General features: G+C 70.3%; 12 protein-coding genes. 7 read left to right on the forward strand and 5 right to left on the reverse strand.

Annotation, left to right across the window (positions count from 1 at the left end; translation table 11 throughout):
- Positions 1-422: 422 nt before the first annotated feature.
- From hrpB to ABZZ22_RS04995, 6 genes are all read left to right on the forward strand, one after another.
- On the forward strand, positions 423-2,960 hold the full coding sequence (gene hrpB, locus ABZZ22_RS04970) for an ATP-dependent helicase HrpB (RefSeq protein WP_354927417.1): 2,538 nt from the start codon (positions 423-425) through the stop codon (positions 2,958-2,960).
- 118 nt (positions 2,961-3,078) lie between these two features.
- Positions 3,079-4,731, forward strand: coding sequence for a helicase (locus tag ABZZ22_RS04975; protein WP_354927419.1), 1,653 nt, complete (start codon positions 3,079-3,081; stop codon positions 4,729-4,731).
- A gap of 404 nt (positions 4,732-5,135) precedes the next feature.
- The gene (locus ABZZ22_RS04980; RefSeq protein ID WP_354927421.1) at positions 5,136-5,717 is read left to right on the forward strand and encodes an SGNH/GDSL hydrolase family protein; all 582 of its coding nucleotides are present in this window, start codon (positions 5,136-5,138) and stop codon (positions 5,715-5,717) included.
- 566 nt (positions 5,718-6,283) lie between these two features.
- The gene (locus ABZZ22_RS04985; RefSeq protein ID WP_354927423.1) at positions 6,284-6,739 is read left to right on the forward strand and encodes a hypothetical protein; all 456 of its coding nucleotides are present in this window, start codon (positions 6,284-6,286) and stop codon (positions 6,737-6,739) included.
- 173 nt (positions 6,740-6,912) lie between these two features.
- Entirely contained in the window at positions 6,913-7,515 is a 603-nt protein-coding gene (locus ABZZ22_RS04990; RefSeq protein ID WP_354927425.1) for a hypothetical protein, read from the forward strand.
- Positions 7,516-7,580: 65 nt separating this feature from the next.
- Positions 7,581-8,486: a haloalkane dehalogenase gene (locus tag ABZZ22_RS04995; RefSeq protein WP_354927427.1), complete on the forward strand. Its 906-nt coding sequence runs from the start codon at positions 7,581-7,583 to the stop codon at positions 8,484-8,486.
- Positions 8,487-8,531: 45 nt separating this feature from the next.
- Here ABZZ22_RS04995 and ABZZ22_RS05000 read toward each other — a convergent pair whose 3' ends face one another.
- The 3 genes from ABZZ22_RS05000 to ABZZ22_RS05010 form a co-directional block, all read right to left on the reverse strand.
- A complete protein-coding gene (locus tag ABZZ22_RS05000; RefSeq protein ID WP_354927429.1) occupies positions 8,532-11,429 on the reverse strand; it encodes a metallophosphoesterase in 2,898 nt (965 codons plus the stop codon).
- 135 nt (positions 11,430-11,564) lie between these two features.
- Complete coding sequence (locus ABZZ22_RS05005) at positions 11,565-12,233, reverse strand: response regulator transcription factor (protein ID WP_354927431.1); 669 nt, start codon at positions 12,231-12,233, stop codon at positions 11,565-11,567.
- Positions 12,230-13,360 (reverse strand): histidine kinase, encoded by a 1,131-nt coding sequence (locus tag ABZZ22_RS05010; RefSeq protein WP_354927433.1) that lies wholly within the window; start codon positions 13,358-13,360, stop codon positions 12,230-12,232. The genes ABZZ22_RS05005 and ABZZ22_RS05010 overlap by 4 nt, the downstream gene beginning before the upstream one ends.
- A 132-nt stretch (positions 13,361-13,492) precedes the next feature.
- On the opposite strand from ABZZ22_RS05010, the gene ABZZ22_RS05015 reads away from it, so the two are divergent.
- Entirely contained in the window at positions 13,493-15,622 is a 2,130-nt protein-coding gene (locus tag ABZZ22_RS05015; RefSeq protein ID WP_354927435.1) for an MMPL family transporter, read from the forward strand.
- Between the two features lie 357 nt (positions 15,623-15,979).
- Here the strand turns inward: ABZZ22_RS05015 and ABZZ22_RS05020 are convergent, their stop codons facing one another.
- Positions 15,980-17,521, reverse strand: coding sequence for an FAD-dependent monooxygenase (locus tag ABZZ22_RS05020; protein ID WP_354927437.1), 1,542 nt, complete (start codon positions 17,519-17,521; stop codon positions 15,980-15,982).
- On the reverse strand, positions 17,500-18,096 hold the full coding sequence (locus ABZZ22_RS05025; protein ID WP_354927439.1) for a hypothetical protein: 597 nt from the start codon (positions 18,094-18,096) through the stop codon (positions 17,500-17,502). The genes ABZZ22_RS05020 and ABZZ22_RS05025 overlap by 22 nt, the downstream gene beginning before the upstream one ends.
- Positions 18,097-18,180: the final 84 nt, after the last annotated feature.

Raw genomic sequence — 18,180 nt, forward strand, 5'->3', positions numbered from 1 at the left:
CTCGAGATCCCCGCCGAACTCACGGACGACGTCGACCCAGTGCGGTTGTCGCGCGACCTGCTCTCCAGCATGCCGGTGGGCTTCAACCTGTTTAGGATCCCTGCGCACCGATGCATCTTTTACGCCGCCAGTGGGGCGCACCAACTGTGTCGAGGCTTGAGGCGGCGGTGGACGGAAGTGCGAGCGGCCGATGCTGCGCCGATCGGCTGGAGCGCTGCGGACACCGGATAGCGACCGGCTGCGGACGCGACGAGCCTGAGACAGTTGGCCCTTTCAGTACTGCTTCCCACATCCACCAGTCCCAGATCGTCACCCCCGATGCGATGCGTCGGACGATGGGCTCGTCTGCTTGGGCGTCGTCGTGGTGACAGCCCTCGGCGCCGACGCGACACCGGCCGAGGCACGTCAGGCACACTGCAGGAGTGTCCGACCCTCTGCGCAATCTGCTCGCCGCGCCGCCCGATCTCCCGGTCACCGCCGGCTTGGCCGCTCTCGACCAGGCGCTTCGTGCCCGCGGAGCCGCGGTGGTCCACGCACCGCCGGGCACTGGCAAGACGACGTTGGTCCCGCCCGCGGTCGCCGCGGTTGTCGCCGGACGGGTCGTCGTCACGCAGCCCAGCCGCATCGCAGCCCGTGCTGCTGCCCGACGGCTGGCGCATCTGCTGGGCGAACCGGTCGGCGAGACGGTCGGATACTCCGTGCGCGGAGACCGGCGCACCAGTCGACATACCCGTGTCGAGATCGTCACGACCGGCCTGCTGCTCCGGCGGATCCAGCACGATCCCGAGCTGGTCGGCGTCGGGGCCGTCGTGCTCGACGAAGTGCACGAGCGCCACCTCGACGCCGACCTGACCTTGGCGCTGCTCATCGACATCCGGGCCCACCTGCGTGAGGACCTGTCCCTGGTGGCGATGTCGGCCACCATCGAGGCCGAACGGACCGCCGCCCTGCTCGGTGGGGTCGACACCGCTCCGGTGATCCGCGTCCCGGGTGCTCTGCACCCGGTTAAAGCGGTCTGGTGCCCGCTGCCCGCGGGGGTGCGCCGCACCGACGACCGGGGCATCACCCCGGCCTTCCACGACCATGTCGCAGCGACCGTACGTCGTGCGCTCGCCGAGCACGAGGGCGACGTCCTGGTCTTCGTGCCGGGTGTCGCAGAGGTCGAGGCGACCGTACGTCGCCTTGCCGGCGTGGACGCGGCCGTGCACGCCCTGCACGGACGTCTGTCCGGCGCCGAGCAGGATCGTGCGCTCAGCGAGGGTCCCCGCCGACGAGTGATCGTCTCGACCGCGGTCGCCGAGTCGTCGCTGACGGTACCTGGGGTACGTGTCGTGGTGGACGCCGGATTCTCGCGCGAGCCACGCACTGACCACCGTCGCGGACTGGCTTCTCTGGTCACCGTCGCGGTGAGCCGGGCAGCGGCCGAGCAGCGGGCGGGTCGGGCCGGACGGCTGGGGCCGGGCGCCGTGCTGCGTTGTTGGTCCGAGGCGGAGCACGCGCATCTGGCCGCTCACCCGGAGCCCGAGATCGCGACCGCCGACCTGACGGCCTTCGCCCTGGAGGTGGCGTGCTGGGGCAGTGACGACGTGCACGACCTGGCGCTCCTCGACCAGCCACCGGCGCATGCGATGGCGGCAGCCAAGGAGGTGCTGGTGGATCTGGGGGCGATGACCGAGGAAGGGAGAGCCACCTCGCGGGGCCGGGTGATCGCTGGCGTACCGACCGATCCCAGACTGGCGCGTGCCCTCATCGACGGGGCTGGTCTCGTCGGGGCGAGGCGCGCCGCAGAGGTGGTCGCGATGTTGAGCGAGGACGTGCGCGCTCCCGGCGGGGACCTGGTTGCCGCGCTCCGGTCGCTGCGCGCCGGACAGGGGGCAGGCTCGTGGCGCGGCCAGGCCGCCCGGTTGGAGAAGGTCGTCGAGAAGCAAGGCTCCGCCAGCGACCAGACAGGGTCGTCGGACGCCCGCGCACTCACTGATGACGTGGCGGTCGGGCTGGTGGTGGCACTGGCGCATCCGGACCGGATCGCGCGCAAGCGTTCGAGCTCCGCGAGCTACCTGATGGCGTCCGGGACGGGCGCGGCGCTCGATCCGCGTAGTTCGGGGCCCTTGGGCGGACTGGAGTGGCTCGCGGTCGGAGACGCGGAGCGGCGGCCCGGGCAACGTGAAGCCCGGATCCGAGCGGCGGCCCCGCTCACCGAGGACCTCGCGCTGGAGGCGGCGCCGTCCCTGTGGACCGAGGTGGACGAGGTCACCTGGACCGGAGGGCGGGTGCTGGCTCGCCGACGTACGCTGCTGGGCGCGATCGAGCTCCGCTCCGTCCCGCTCAGTGATCCGCCGGCCGACGCCGTGACCGGCGCGATCCGAGATGCGGTGGCAAGTGAGGGAATCGCTCTCCTCACCTGGTCGGAGGCGTCCACGGCGCTGCGCGCCCGCCTCGACTTCCTGCACCGTGCGCTCGGTGACCCGTGGCCCGATGTGAGCGACGTGGCACTGACGCAGAACCTCCAGTCGTGGCTCGGGCCCCAGCTGGCGCGGGTTCGCTCGGCCCAGGATCTTCGTCGCGTCGACGTGGCTGCCGCACTGCGGGCGATGGTGCCGTGGCCGCAGGCAGGCAGGCTCGGCGATCTGGCTCCCGAGCGAGTGCAGGTCCCCAGTGGGTCGAGCGTGCGGATCGACTACTCCGCCGAACAACCGGTGCTCGCTGTGCGAATCCAGGAGGTCTTCGGCTGGACCGCGGCGCCGGTCCTCGCGGACGGCCGGGTCCCGCTCCTGCTGCATCTGCTCTCCCCCGCGCGACGCCCAGCAGCCGTCACGGCAGACCTGGAGTCCTTCTGGGACAACGGCTACCCCGGCGTACGTGCTGATCTGCGCGGGCGCTATCCCAAGCACGCCTGGCCGGAGGACCCCCGCAGCGCACCAGCCACCGCGCGTACGAACAATCCCGGCCGCCGAGGATGAGCGGCGGATCGACTCGCCTGGAGGATAGCGTCTGGGTGTGGCCAGTCCTCGCCGATCCAGTGCTCGTCGCCGCGGCGGGCGTCCGCGCCGGAGCGGGACGCGACAACCGAAGCGGCCGTTGCCGGCCGTCGGCCCGGGCGAGCGGCTGTGGGTGCTCGACGTCCCTTACGGCACCCAGGTCGAGGGCGCCACGTGGCACCCGGGAGTCAAGACCCACCTGTACGTCGGGCGCGCTGTGCCGGCGCACCTCGCGCCCTACGCTCCGGGTCCGTACACGCTCGGTCGGTTCATCGAGAGCACCCTCAATCCCGACCTTCCGACGCAGAGCCTCGAGCCGACCGACGCGCTCGAGCCGCGGCAGATTCAGTACGAGGCTGCTGACGCCATCGCGGCGCGCGCTGCGGCGGGCGGGCGGCAGTTCCTGCTGGCCGATGAGCCCGGGGTGGGCAAGACGATCTCCGCGGTCCTCGGGGCGACAGCGGTGGGCGACCTCCGCGGTGCGCGACGGGTGCTGGTCGTCGCCGACCGTCCCGCCGCGATCACGATCGGCCACTGGTGCCGCACGATCTCGGCGCTGGGCGACGGCGGTCTCGAATGGGTCGTGATCACCTGGGACCGCCTGGAGAAGGTCAAGGATCACGCGTGGGACGTGATCATCGCGGACGAGGCCCACGCGCTGCGGCGTACGACGACGAAGCGGTGGAAGCTCTGGGCGCGGATCTCGGGCCACGGGCGGCCGCACGACAAGGCACCCTTCGTCATCGCGACGACCGCGACGCCCGGACACACGCCGCTCGACCTGCCATATCTCGCCCCGGCCTATGCGCAGGTCCTCGGCGAGCCGATGCAGGAGTGGACCTCGGCGACCCAGCCCGGCGCCACGTTCGCCACCGCGCTCGAGCGCAACGGCATCGGGGTCGAGCGCGGACGCTACGGCGCAACATGGACCGCCGACCCGGCGCGGCGCGCCGCGGACCTCAAGCTGGTACGCGGCTGGCTCGCGGACGAGCGGCCGCCCGCGATGCTGCACCGCGCGGCCCCGTGGGGGCCGGTGCCGATCTCCGGCATGCCGGTGACACTCACCCCGTCGGAGCGGGCGGCGTACGAGGCCGAATGGGGAGAGTTCTGCCGCGAGATGGACATCGCCCGGCGTGGCCGCAATGTCGCGAAAGGGCGGGCAGCGCTGCTTCGCTTCCGGCAGAAGGCCGGGCTGATCCGCGTCGACTCCACGGTCGCCTGGATCGTCCAGCAGGTCGAGGCCGAGCGACAGGTGGCGTGCTCGGTCGAGTTCGTCGCGACCGCCGCCGACCCGATCGCCGACCGGCTGCGTGACTCCGGCCTCGAAGTCGCCACGATCTACGGCCGCGACCGGTTCGACGCAGAGGCCGAGCGGCTCCGATTCCAGACCGGGCAGGCGAAGGTCTGCGTCTTCACCACGGTCGCCTCGATCAGCCTGCACGCCGGCGAAACCCTCGCCGACGGTCGCCGGGCCAGCAGCGAGCCGCGGGTCGGTGTCTTTCACCAGGCCCGCTTCTCGGGTATCGCGGGACGGCAGGTGACCGGCCGCACCCACCGCGACCACCAGCTCTCGCCGTGGCACATCGCCTACGCCGAGGGCACCGTCGAGGAGCAGGTCGGCAGGGTGATGGTCGAGCGGATCGCTGCGGCCTCTGCCACGGTGGGAAGCGACACCACCGGCCTCACTGCCCTCGCCCAGCTCCTCGGCGCCGACTGGCTTCCCTCCACCACCCTGACCGAGGACGACGGCTGAGCGCTAGGAGTAGCGGTGGCTCTTTGCCTCGTGGCCCTGCTCGCGTGTGCAGGTGCGTCCGCTCATCGAACGGTGGCCACACAGCGCCTCGGTGGGCGTAGGCGGAGCAGCCGTCTTGGCAGCCTGGGCCTTCGCAGGTCGAACCGCCGGCCTGGTCGGGGTCGAGTCGGCGGTCGAAGCCTCTTGCCTTTCGCGATACCGGGCCTCCCGCATCGCCCGCATTGCCGCATCTTTGCTCATTGTGTAATCACCTGACGCACTCTAGGCGTGCCCACCGACAGTTTCGTTCAGGCGCGGCGCCGACAACCGCCGCCGCTTCCCATTGGCAGCGCGAGATCCATGAAGGCGACCTCCAAGGTCAACCTCGACGCAAGGTGGGCGCCCTTCGCAACTACCGTGCAGCCGTGTCGCAGCGACTCCACGCCAACTCGCCGGGCACCAAGAGCGTGGGTAGGCTCTCTGGAGTGCGCATCGTTCTACTCGGGGACAGCCACCTCGCGCGTGTTCAGCGCGACCTCCCTCGCTTGGGCAAGGACGTGGTCAACGCTGCTGCAGGTGGCGCCACCGTTCACGACCTTGCGACCCAAGCGGCCGCCGCATCGGTCCGACCTGACGATGTCGTCGTGTTGTCCATCGGAACGAACGATGCGGCCCCATGGAGAAAGGTGCCCGCAGCGCTCGTCCGGGAAGTTCTTGAGCAGTTCCTCAGGTCGTGCGACGCAGATCGTTGCGTCGTCATCCTGCCGCCAGGAGTCATCGAGGCCCGCCTCAACGGCAGCGGCGATCGCACCAACGCGCTGCTTGAGGACTATCAGGCCGCGGTGACCGCGGCTGCCGCAGCAGCTGAGGCCGAGATCATGGATTCGAAGGCCGAGCTCTCGGCCTTGGGTCCGTCGGCCTTTGCCAGCGATGGTCTCCACCTCAGCGGCGAGGGATACCGAGTGCTCCTCTCGGCGCTCAGGACCGCACTCCATTCGGAGGCCTAGCTGCTCGCTCCCCCGTCGAGGGTCGCTCCGATCCAACCCTGTGGAGTGCGCGTCTTACCTCCGCTACCGGGCGCGCATCACGGCCGCTGAGTGGGTCCGTCAGTGATGGGCACGTTCGAGGTCTGACGGGCGCAGGCGTGCTGTGCCGCGAGTAGCGCCACATGACTGTTGATCGCGCGGCGCTATCGCGCCTTCGACACCAGGTCGAGGTAGGCGTCGTTAGGGGTCGAACCAGCCCCCACCGGTTCCGTACATCCCTCCCGGAACGCACGGCAGTCGAGGTCGTCACCATCCCAGCCCTGAGGCAGGTCCGGAGCATCGTACGGAAACGCCAACCAACGTCCGGGCTCGTCGCCGCCCCCGTATCGAGCCGCGACGATCGTCACCGGGTAGATCGAAACCTCCATAGCCGGATAATGGCACCACTCGTATGGCGCGCTCCGAGCTTGGGGGCTTGCCTCGCTTGGACGACGACCGCAGCGCTGTCCGGTCTGTTGGTGCTGACGACGCCCTCGAGCCCGCCGACGGCTTGCACCGCCAACCGTCCGGACGGGATGATCCGCGGCATGACAGACCAGGTCTTCAGGATGGCCACAGGACATCTGGCTCGCTGGACCAGCATCTACGGGGTCCTCGTGGGCTTCTGGACCTGGATCTTGCTGACCGAAACGTCATCTCTTTGGCGAATTATCGGAGTGGTGTTCGGACTGCTCGCGTTGCGAGGCTTGGCAGGGAGTGTCGCGGGGTTTGTGCGTCGACCGACCCTGACCCTGAGCCCCGAGGCATTCACCGTGACCGATGTCGTGCGGTTCCGCGAGGTGCCCTGGGCCGACTGCTCGGATTTCCGGCCGATCCGTAGATTGTTCACCAGCCACGTTCGGTATCAGGCCGGCACGCGGCGAAGCTCGCTCCCCGCTGGCTTCGGGGACACCAACCGGCGGCTCACCGCCGACGAGTTGGCTGACGTGCTGAACCGCGCAAGGGACGCGAGCTCGAGCGAGCCCGGTCCCGCTCACGCCTAGGAAACGCCTACCAACGGGCCGCGACTGCCCGGGCCGGTCGGGCCGGTGCGCGCCGGCCCGAGGTGGGGCCGGGGACCGACGAGCGGGCTATTGCATCCTCGCGCCGGAAGGCGTAGGCAGGGATCAACCGGCAGTGCCGGCCGGGCGCTGCCCTGTTCCGAGAGGAGTGGGCCGTGTACGCACGTTCCACCACGTTCCAAGGCAGGCCCGTCAACATCGACGCGGGCATCGCATTCGTCAACGCCGAGGCCGGGCCCATGCTCGACGAGATCGAGGGCTGTCGCGGTCTCTCGATGCTGGTCGACCGCGAGACCGGGCTGTGCGTCGCAACCAGCTCATGGGATGACGAGGAGGCCATGCGCGCCAGCGATGAGCGGCTTCGCCCGCTCCGCGACCGCGGACGAGACATCCTGGGCGGCTCCATGCAGGTCGACGAGTGGGAGATCGCCGTCATGCACCGCACCCATCACGGCGAGTGCTGCCGAGTCAGCTGGGTGCAGGGTGACCTCGACACCATGATGGAGACCTTCCGCGTCGCGATCCTTCCTCAGCTCGAGCAGACTCCCGGATTCTGCAGCGCCAGCCTGCTCGTGGACCGGTCGACCGGCCTGGGCTGCGCGACCACAGCCTGGGAGACCCGCGCCGCGATGGAAGCCAGCCGCTCGTCGGCTGACGACATGCGCAGGCGGGCCGCCAGCGACGCGGGCGGCGAGATCGTCGACGTGCACGAGTTCGACCTCGCCTACGCGCACCTGCACGTCCCTGAGATGGCTTGAGGACGACATCCGCCGACCGAGCTCGTCCGCGGGCGGGCTCGGGAGCCTGTGCCAGACTGTCCGGCATGGAGGTCTACCGCACCCCGGACGCCGCTTTCGAGCACCTGCCCGACTTCCCTTGGGAGCCGGCATATACCGAGGTCACGGACCCCGACGGCGGCACCCTGCGAATGGCCTATGTCGAGGTGGGACCCGCCGACGGACCGGTCGCGCTGCTGCTGCACGGCGAGCCTTCCTGGTCGTTCCTGTACCGACACGTGGCCAGGGTGCTCACCGAGGGCGGCATTCGGTGCGTGATGCCGGACCTGGTCGGCTTCGGGCGCTCCGACAAGCCGGTGAACCAGGCCGACTACTCCTACGCCCGGATGGTCGAGTGGACCCGAGAGCTGGTCTTCGACCACCTCGACCTGCGCGAGGTCACCTTGGTCGGCCAGGACTGGGGTGGCCTGATCGGTCTCCGCCTGGTCGCCGAGAACCCCGACCGCTTCGCTCGCGTGGTCGCGGCGAACACCGGGCTTCCGACCGGCGACTTCGACATGCCCGAGGTGTGGTGGCAGTTCCGCCGCGCGGTCGAGAAGACGGAGGTGCTCGACGTCGCCCGGCTCGTCGCCGCCGGCTGCGCGCGTCCGATGTCCGATGTCGTCCGCGCGGCCTACGACGCGCCCTTCCCCGAGGAGCGCGCCAAGGCCGGGGCCCGAGCCATGCCCGGCCTGGTGCCGACCCGCCCTGACGATCCGGCCACTGAGGCCAACCGCGCCGCCTGGGAAGTCCTATCGGCCAGCGAGCTGCCGTTCCTGGTCGCGTTCAGCGACAGCGACCCGATCACCGGCGCGATGGCACCGATTCTGCGAAAACTCATCCCCGGCACCCGAGGCCTCAGCCACCCGACCATCCAGAATGCCGGCCACTTCCTTCAGGAGGACGCTGGAGACGAGTTGGGCCGGGCTATCGCAGACTTCGTACGAAGGTGACCCGCGGCACCGGACGCGCCCAGAACCTACTTCGGACAGGGGCGTCTAAACGCCGCGGGTGAGGTCACCATCTGCGGCGGCCGCAGCCGCAAGACTGATCCTCGCCACCTCTTCGATCTCAACAGGCTGGTCACCCCGGACGCGGTGGATCTTCACCACGGCCTCGGTGGGTGAGGTCTCGAACTCGAGGAAGTGCTTGAAGAACGGCGGCTCGTCGAGCGAGTAGATCTCGGAGACGAACCTCTGGATCGGTCCGAACGGCGGGTTCAGGCCGGGGAAGGCGATCTGCGCGCGGCGTCTGGTCCGCCAGCCGACACCCTCGACCACTGCGGGTTGGGCACCCATGCGGTGATGCTCCGCCTCGATGATGGACGCCGCGGCCGCCTCGCTGATGAAGTCGTGGCGCGTCGAGACGCCCTGGCGGTAGCGGGGGTTCACCCACGCCTTGGGGTCCGCGATCAGCGAGTGGGCGCCGAGGAAGACCAGGTGGGCGAGGAGGGCGGCGGCGCCGACCGCGACGGCGGTGAGGAGGGCAGCGCTGACCACCACGGCCGGCCACCACGTCCTGAGCTCGTTCGCGAGCCGGCCGGGCGCCTCGAAGCCCCGTACGTCGAGCAGGCCCGGCACCGCCGCCCCCAGCAGGAGCACCCCGAGGGCCAGGACGGCGACGAGCACCAGCGGCATGTAGACGAGCTCGTGCTCCCGTCGCACCCAGTCGAGGACCAGCAGGCCGATCGCGATCATCACGATGAGCGCAGGCAGGGCGAAGGCGGCCCGCATCCACCCTGAGTCGGCGGCGTCGGCTGCCCACCACCAGAGGGCCAGCGTCACGGGCGCCGCAAGGAACACGAAGGGCTGAACCAGCCAGCTCCGCCAGCGGAGCCACGCCCGCGCCCTGCGTCGGGGGTCGTTGCGCAGGTGGCGGGTGAGAAGGTCCGGGGCCAGCGGCGCCGCGAGCAGCAGCGCGGCGATTGCCACCAGCAGCAGGAGTCCGAGCACGCCGCTGAAGAACAGCAGGGTCAAGCCCTCGCCGCTCAAGACGCGCAGCATCTCCCCCGACACGACGGCCGCCTGCGCAAGCACCGCCCACACGACCGAGCGCTTGAGCCAGCGCGCGGCACGGTCGCCGCTCAGGTCGTCGACGATCCGCTTCCGCCACCCGACGATCGCCGCGACGACGTAGATGCCGACCGCGACGCCCAGCCACGCCACCGTACGTCCGTCGTCGATGCCTCCCTCGTCCAAGCCCCAGGGCACCAGAGCCAGAGCCACGAGAGCAGCCAGCACACACCCGAACGCGACGTGATGCCACCCGGGGACCCGCTCGACGGGGCCCCACCATCTCGACCAGCGGATGCACCAGGCGTTGAGGCAGATCCACAGGGTGCTCGACCCGAACAGCACCAGCAGCGCTCCGGCGGCATCCGGCAGGAAGTGGTGCAGGAACAGCGTCGCCAGCACCCCTGCGACCAGCGCTTCGAGACGGAGCAGCAGGCGGCGACCGAAGAGACTGCGTCCGGGACGTTGCGGCAACAGGTGCAGCAGCACCAGCACCACCATCGCCGCGATGGCCGCTCCCCCGGGGCCGACTCTCACCGGCTCGCCCCAAGGCTGAACCTGAAGGCTCCACCCCGAGCCGGCGAGCCACCAGCCCAAGGCCACTCCCCCGCCGAACATCACGGCGCTCAGCAGCAGCCGCCAGATGCCGGGGACGAGCTGCTGGGCGAAGTACGACAGGGACTCGGCCGACCGCGGGAAGACCCTGCTCGGCCGAAATTGTGAGTGGTTTCGCGCGTCCGATCTGGCCGTCTGGATGGGATGGGTGGCGTGGGTGTACGCGCCACCGCCGCCACTGACGATGTGCCACAGACCGTCGGGCGAGCTGTCCGGGCTCTGGGGGTCGTACAGCTGAAAGTTGTGCGTGTCACCGCCCACCGTCGCGACGTAGCGCTGCTTGCTCTCGGTCACGACGTCGTAGACGGTCTTGCCGGGTCGTCCGGACACCTCACCCTCGTGGAGCTCGCCGTTGTCGAGCATCGGCTTGCCGGTCATGAGGATCTTCGGCTTCTCACCTTCCAGCGAGCTCAGCCAGTCGTACTGCGCTCCGTCGATGGCCCCGTCGATGCCGGTGTCGATGCACACCAGATCCACGTGCTCGGTCTCGATGACGAAGTACGGCGCCGGCTGCAGCGGGGCTTCCGGTGCCGGCCCGCCGTCCTCGGCCGACACCCCGCGCCGTGCCGGCGCGGACCTGCCTTCCGGTTCGCTGGGTGTGCGCCACATGGCGCGGCCGAAGCGGTCCCGGATCAGCTGCCGTAGCCCCAGCTTCTCCTCGAACGACGGCGCCAGGAGATCGCTGGGCCAGGCCGGCGGCTCGTCCGCCGGGTAGAGGAACTGGTGGGCGAAGCCGTGGAGGCCGTCGTACCAGTCGTGGTTGCCCGGCACCGCGTAGACCGGGACACTCTCGGGAAGCGCGAACTCGTCCCGTACGTCCTGGGGCGCCTCGAGGCCCTGCACCCGGTTCGACCGGTACGGCTTGTAGAACCCGTCCACGTAGTCGTTGACGTTGCCGGACGGGTAGATCACGTCGCTCAGGATGAGCACGAAGCCGGCCTGTTCCCGGTCCGGGCGCTCCCCCGCGGCGCGCGCCAAGGCGGGCGCGACCACGTACTGCGACGGGTCCTGCTCGCCGGTGTCGCCGATGACCAGGAACCTCGAGACCCCAGGGACGGAGAGCGTCAGATCGTCCGTCCTCGTCCAGTGCGCACGCAGGTTCTCGACGAGCCCACGCGTGCCCCGCCCCAAGATGTCGTTGGCCGATTCGATCAGGGTGCGCGCGGTGGTCCAGGAGAGGCTGTTCCACTTGGTCGGGTCGTGCCGCAGGTAGTCCTTCGTGCGAGCCCAGTCCTCGCTCCCGGTCTCGGCGTCATCGTCCCGAGCCATAGACATCCCCTCTGCAGGACGGATTCGTTCGGCTTGGACCCACGCAGACCGCATGCAACAGGTCTAGGCAGATCCTTACGCGGCGCTACGGTAGCGCGAGCCATCTACTCAAGATGCGGTAGTGCCACCGCCGCCCTATTCCTTCACCCGTTTGGTCTCGTACGCCCACATCGCGACCTCGACGCGGTTGCGGGCGCCGAGCTTGTTCATCAGCGCGGCGACATGGCTCTTCACCGTGCTCAGGGTGATGTTCAGCTCCTCGGCGATCTCCGCGTTGGTGCGGCCGCGCGCGACGGTGAGCAGGACCTCCTCCTCGCGCTCGGTGAGCGGCTCGATCGGCTGGGCCGGCGGGCTGGCTCGCTCGAGGCCGGCCAGCGTGGTGAGGAGGCGGCGGGTGATGTTGGGCGAGATGAGCGCGTCGCCGTTCGCGGCTGCGTGGATCGCCTGGACCAGCAGCTCGGGACCGGCATCCTTGAGCAGGAAGCCACGGGCGCCGGCCTTGAGGGCTCCGTGGACGTACTCGTCGAGGTCGAACGTCGTGATGACCACGATCGCGAGCGGGTCCTCGACGCCGGGGCCGGCGAGCCGGCGGGTGGCTTCGACGCCGTCGATGCCGGGCATCCGGATGTCGAAGAGGCAGACGTCGGGACGCAGCTCGCGGGCCACGGCCACCGCCTCGTGACCATCCGTCGCCTCGCCGACGACCTCGATCCCGGGCTGCGCGTTGAGGATCATCGTCAGACCGGTGCGGACCAGGAGCTGGTCGTCGGCGACCACCACCCTGATGGTCCCTTGGCTGGTCATCGCGACACCTCCCGCGGCAGGGTCGCCTCGACGGTCCAGCCACCGGCCGGGTCCGGCCCCGCCTGACACACGCCGCCGAGGAGCTTGGCCCGCTCAGCCATCCCGAGCAGGCCATAGCCCACGCCTGCCGAGAGGCGGGCCGCTTCTCCGTCGTCGTGCACCCGCAGCTCCACGACGCCTGCCTCGCCTCGGACCTCCACGCTGACCCGCGTGGGATAGAGGGCGTGCCGGATCGCGTTGGTGACCGCCTCCTGACAGATCCGGTACACCGACACCTCGACCGGCTGCGGCAGGCCGGCGAGGTCGCCCACGCACCGCACCTCCACCAGGGGGCTCATCCGGGTCAGCTCCTCCAGATCGCCGATGCCCCGCTGGGGTGCGTATTCGGCCGCGTCGGCCTCGCGGAGCACCCGGACCATCGTGCGCATCTCGGACAACGTACGCGACGCCTCGGCCTCGATCACCGCCAGCGCCTCGACCGCCAGCGCCGGGTCGGTGGCCGCCACCGCTCGCCCCGCCTGGGCCTGGATCGCGATGGCCGAGACGTGGTGGGCGACGGTGTCGTGCAGCTCGCGGGCGAGCTCACCGCGCTCGAGCGTACGGACCTGCTGGACCTCGCGCTGGCGCGCAACCGCGCGGTAGCGCATCGCGGCCCCGAGGGCGAAAGAGGCGATCACCACGGTGGCGCCGCCGATCAGGTCCCCGAAGTTCTCGGTCGCGGCGAGTCCCAGACTCACCGGTACGGCGACGATCGCCGTCCCGACCAGCGCCTCTCGTCCGGATGCCCAGCGGTACAAGGCGTAGGGCAGCAGCAGGATGCAGGCCATGGTGTAGAGCCCCGCATCGGCGACGTCGGCGACGATCAACGGGATGTGCAGCACCATCGCGCCGCCGAAGCCGACCGCGGTCGCGAGGAGTGGATGGGTACGCCGCCAGAGCAGGACCGGGATCACCAGGAGCGCGACCACGGTGGCCAAGGGTCGCCACGGTACGTCGGGACGGAAGATCGCCTCGCCCACGGCCGTGACCAGCAGGGCGCCGACCAGGACCCAGTCCCACCACACCCGCGCCGGCGGGTCCGGTGCACGGGGCTCGGCGAGAACTGAGCGGACGAAGGCGGTCACCACCACTCGACCCTAGCGATCCGACAGCCTCGTCGTACGGGGCACAAGCATGACCTTCTCCTCGTACTTTCGGCCGATGAGCCCACTGCTCCTTGGCCCGATGTGCATCGTTCCTCGCCGGGCCACGGTAGGGACATGTCCAATCTCCTCTACCGGCTCGGCCGGTCCGCCGCGACCCGACCATGGACCGCCATCGGCGCCTGGTTCGTTCTCGCGCTCGTCGTCATCGCCTCATCCGCCGCCTTCGGGCGCGATCTCGAGGAGAGCTTCGAGGCTCCGGGCCTCGACTCTTACCAAGCCGCGGCGCTGCTCGCCGAGGCCCACGCCGACGAGGGCGGCGTCACCGCCCACGTCGTCCTCGAAGCGCCGGACGCCACGACGCAGGTCGCGCCCGTGGAGGCAGCCCTCGCCGAGCTCCCGCGCGTGTTGGCCACGACGAGCAGCGTCTCGCCGGACGGTGACATCGCGCTCGTGCGGGTGCAGTACCCGGCGATCGAGCAGCTCGATGCCGCCGATCTGGACAACCTCAAGGAGGCCGTCGCCGACCTGCGTGAGGAGTCGTCGCTGACGCTGGAGACCGGCGGCGATCTGTTCTTCGCGTTCGAGGAGGCACCCACCGGGCTCGGCGAGGTGGCGGGGCTCGTCGTCGCGATGATCGTCCTGCTGATCGCCTTCGGCTCCTTCGTCGCGATGGGGCTGCCGATCGGCATGGCGCTGTTCGGCCTCGTCATCGGTGTCACCTCGATGAAGCTGGTGACGTACCTGATCGACATCCCGGCGTGGGCGCCGCAGCTCGCCGCCATGGTCGGGCTCGGCGTCGGCATCGACTACGCGCTCTTCCTGGTCACCCGGCACCGCGAGAACCTGGCTGCGGGGATGCCGGTCCCCGAGGCGGTCGGCCGAGCCCTGGCCACCGCAGGACAGGCCGTGATCTTCGCCGGCGGCACGGTCGTGGTGGCGATCCTCGGGCTGCTCGTCGCAGGGATCCCGTTCGTGACCGGTGGTGGGGTCGCCATCTCCGCGATGGTGCTCGTGATGGTGCTCGCCTCGATCACCTTGCTGCCGGCGCTTCTCGGACTGGCAGGGCAACGGATCAACGGGCGCCGGCGAACGCAGCACCGGCCGAGCACCGGCTGGTACCGGTGGGGTGCTCACGTGACCCGGAACGCGACGGCGTACCTCGTCGGCGGAGCGGTCTTCATGATCGCCCTGGCCGCACCCGTCCTCGCCCTCGACCTAGGCTTTCCTGACGACGGGACCAAGCCCGAGTCGAGGACCGAACGACGGGCCTACGACCTCATCGCCGACGGCTTCGGCCCCGGCGCCAACGGACCGCTGGTGATCGCGGTCGACATCTCCCAGGACAGGTCCGCCGTGGCGCCGCTCGCCGAGGCGGTGGCCGCCGACCCGGGCATCACCTCGGTCAGCGAACCGACCATCGACCCCGATGCAGGCGTCGCGACCCTGGTGGCGCAGCCGACCACGTCGCCCCAGGACGTCGCCACCCAGGAGACCGTCACCAGGCTGCGCAGCGAGGTCTTCCCGGCGGTCCTCGACGGCACCGCATCGACCGCCCATGTCGGCGGTCAGACCGCCACCTTCGCCGACCTCGGTGACCGGGTCCAGGAGCGGATGCCGCGCTTCGTCGCGGCGGTGCTGGTGCTGTCGTTCCTCCTGCTCACGCTGCTGTTCCGGTCGGTGCTGGTGCCGCTGAAGGCGGTCGTGCTGAACCTGCTGAGCGTCGGCGCGGCGTACGGCGTGCTCGTCATGGTCTTCCAGTGGGGCTGGGCGGCCAACCTGATCGGTGTGGAGTCGACGGTGCCGATCGTGTCCTTCATCCCGCTGTTCATGTTCGCGATCCTGTTCGGGCTCTCCATGGACTACGAGGTGTTCCTGCTGTCGCGGGTGCGCGAGGAGCACCGCCGCCACGGCGACAACACCCGTGCGGTCATCGCCGGGATCGCCGGCACCGGGCGCACCATCACCGCAGCCGCGCTGATCATGGTGGCCGTCTTCTCGGGCTTCATCCTCGGCAGCGACCCGGTGGTGAAGATGATGGGAGTGGGACTGGCCACGGCCATCTTCCTCGACGCGACCGTCGTACGCCTGGTGCTCGTCCCCGCGACCATGAAGCTCCTGGGCGATGCGAACTGGTGGCTGCCGAAGTGGCTGGACCGGCTGCTTCCGGAGCTGGACTCTGCGTCGGCGGAGGTGCCGGTCGACGACGAGGTGGGCCCACCGCTTGCCTCCCAGCCCATCGCCTGAGCCGCCTCATACGAAACTCCCTCAGATTGGCGTATAACAACACGCCAATCTGAGGGTGATGATGAAAGTGCCAGCCCTAGCGACATCTCGGCCTTCCTGGCCCTTCGTCTGGTTGAGCGGACCCGCAGCCGCAGTTCGGTGACATGGCGGGGCGGGTCGGAGCCATCGAGGGCAACCCGCCGGGCTTCGACGACGACGCCCTGGCCGTACGTGGGAACCAGAGCCCAGGCGGCAACGACCGCTACACGGGGTGCAGAGCTACGGCATCTTCGCCAAAGCCGGGGCTCAAGAAGTTCGTGCCGTCTCCCGGCGAGGCATGCAGAGGCCACTGACGGTCAGCAGGTGCGGGCTCAGACCTCACGCCGCTCCGACGAGCTCCAGCCAGTCGGCGAGAGTGTGCGCGTCACGCGCCGATCGGTAGCCGACATGACCGTCCGGACGTACAGCCGTGATGCCCGTGCCGGGCCAGCTGTCGATGCGGTGGACGGTGACGCGTGGGCCGAGACGGTCGAGGTCGGTGCGCACGGCGTCGCAAGCCAGGAGCAGGTGTACGCCGGGCGAGGCCGTGAGGTCGTGCAGCCGCTCCGGCCGACCAGCGCACGTGACGACGCGGTCCGGCAGCCGGTCGCCGGGGCGCGGGCCTCGGACCAAGAAGCCGTCCGTCACCGACAGGGCACTGCCCGGGTAGCGCACCCACGGCTGGGAGAGAAGGGTGATGACGGCAGCCATGGCGTGGGGCTGTCGCAGCATCACGGGGAGCAGCGGTGCCAGCAGGGGCAGCACCCTGCCGCGCAGCAGGTGCGGCAACGGGTGGGTCGATGCCTCGGCGAAGAAGACCGTGTGGGTGAGGGCGAGCGCCTGCCGCGCCGCGGGCCGACGTTCGCGGTCGTAGGAGTCCAACAGTGCGGAGCGCCCGCGGTCGGCGTACGCGAGCTTCCAGCCGAGGTTGACCGCGTCGATGATGCCGGTGTTCATGCCCTGAGCGGCCGCGGGTGAGTGCGTGTGGGCGGCGTCCCCGGCGAGGAAGAGGGGCCCGTGCCGGAACTCGCCGGCGACGCGGTGCTGAAGTCGCACCCTCGCCGACCACGGCATCTCCCGGACCTGCGCCTCCAGCCCGGCGTCATCGATGAGTGCCTGCACCTCGGCGGCGAGCACTCCCTCGCCGGGTTGGCCGTAGGGCTGGTCGCCGTCGCGGGCCGGGCGGGTGCCGAGCAGGCGCCAGGTCGCGCCTTCGCCCAGTGCGAACAGGAACAGCAGGCCCGCGCGACCGGCAACCACGTGGAGCACGTCCGGCTTGAGGTCGGCCTCGAGCTCGAGGTCGGCGAGCACGATCTCCTGGCGGTAGGGGCCGCCGTCCCAGGCGATCCCCGCGGTGTTCCGCACCCTGCTCGCAGGGCCGTCACAGCCGACGACGTATCGGGGCGTGGCCAGCTCTTGACCACCCGCCGATGTCAGCGTCGCACGCGTGTGCTCGTCAGCCACCTCCAACGCGTCGAGCTCCACTCCCCACTCCACCTCGACACCTCGCCGGCTCAGGGCGTGTGCCAGCACCTCCTCCACGTCCGCCTGCCGCACCATCGTCAGGTGTGGGTAGGGCGTGCTCCGCATGGCCGCCTCCCCCAGCCCGACGTCGACGACCCGGCGGCCGAGGTGCAGCTGTGCGCGCGGGCTCCGGTCGGCACGGTCGAGCAGGGCATCCGTCACCCCGAGCGGACGCAGGCACTCGAGGGTCCGGGAGTGCACGATCATCGCTCGCGAGCGTCGGAACGCCTCGCTCCGGCGATCGACGACGCGTACTGTCGCGCCGTGCTCGTGGGCCTGCAGCGCAAGCGTGAGACCGGTGGGCCCGGCCCCTACGACGAGCACGTCCGGGCCGCTCACGACGTGCCGACCGGGCACCACCAGTCGGGAACCACGGGGTCGGTGTGGCCGTCGAGCAGACCCGGATCCGCGAGCACCTCGTCACGATGCAGCCCGGGCACGACCCGGAAGTCGATCGACTCCGGCTCGCTCACCAGCGCGAGCACTCTCCAGAGCGACCGGGCGTAGTGATCGGCACGGTCTGCTCCGTCCCATTCGTAGACCCCGCGGTAGCGGCCCTGCTCGTCGTCGGCGAGCCAGAGCTTGGAGACGAATCCCGGGAACCCCACGAACAGCGGGGTGTTCAACCAGCTCTCCCACCTGAACAGCACGTGTCCACGACCGCGGACCCGGCGGAGCCGGAAGGACACGACCAGAAGGCACGGCTCGACGGGTGGCCGTGCGACCACTGTCTCTCGGTACACCTCACCGGTGGTCCCGTCGGCGAACCGGAGTCGGCGTCCCACGTTGCCGCGCGGCCAACGCACGACCCCGGTGGCCAGCATTCGCGCCGACTCGGCGACACAGCGTGCCACCGCACGCCACGCCACCGAGAGCGGCAGCGGTCCTGATCGGGAGCCAACGGGGTCCGAGTTCTGTCCGTCCGTGTGCATCAGCGGATCCTCTCGTCCAAGGGGTGACGACGTAGTGCTTCCAAGGCAACGCGACGACGTCGTGCCCGACCAGGCGCCAAGGTC

The sequence above is a fragment of the Nocardioides sp. NPDC006273 genome, assembly GCF_040613495.1.
Taxonomy (GTDB): Bacteria; Actinomycetota; Actinomycetes; order Propionibacteriales; family Nocardioidaceae; genus Nocardioides.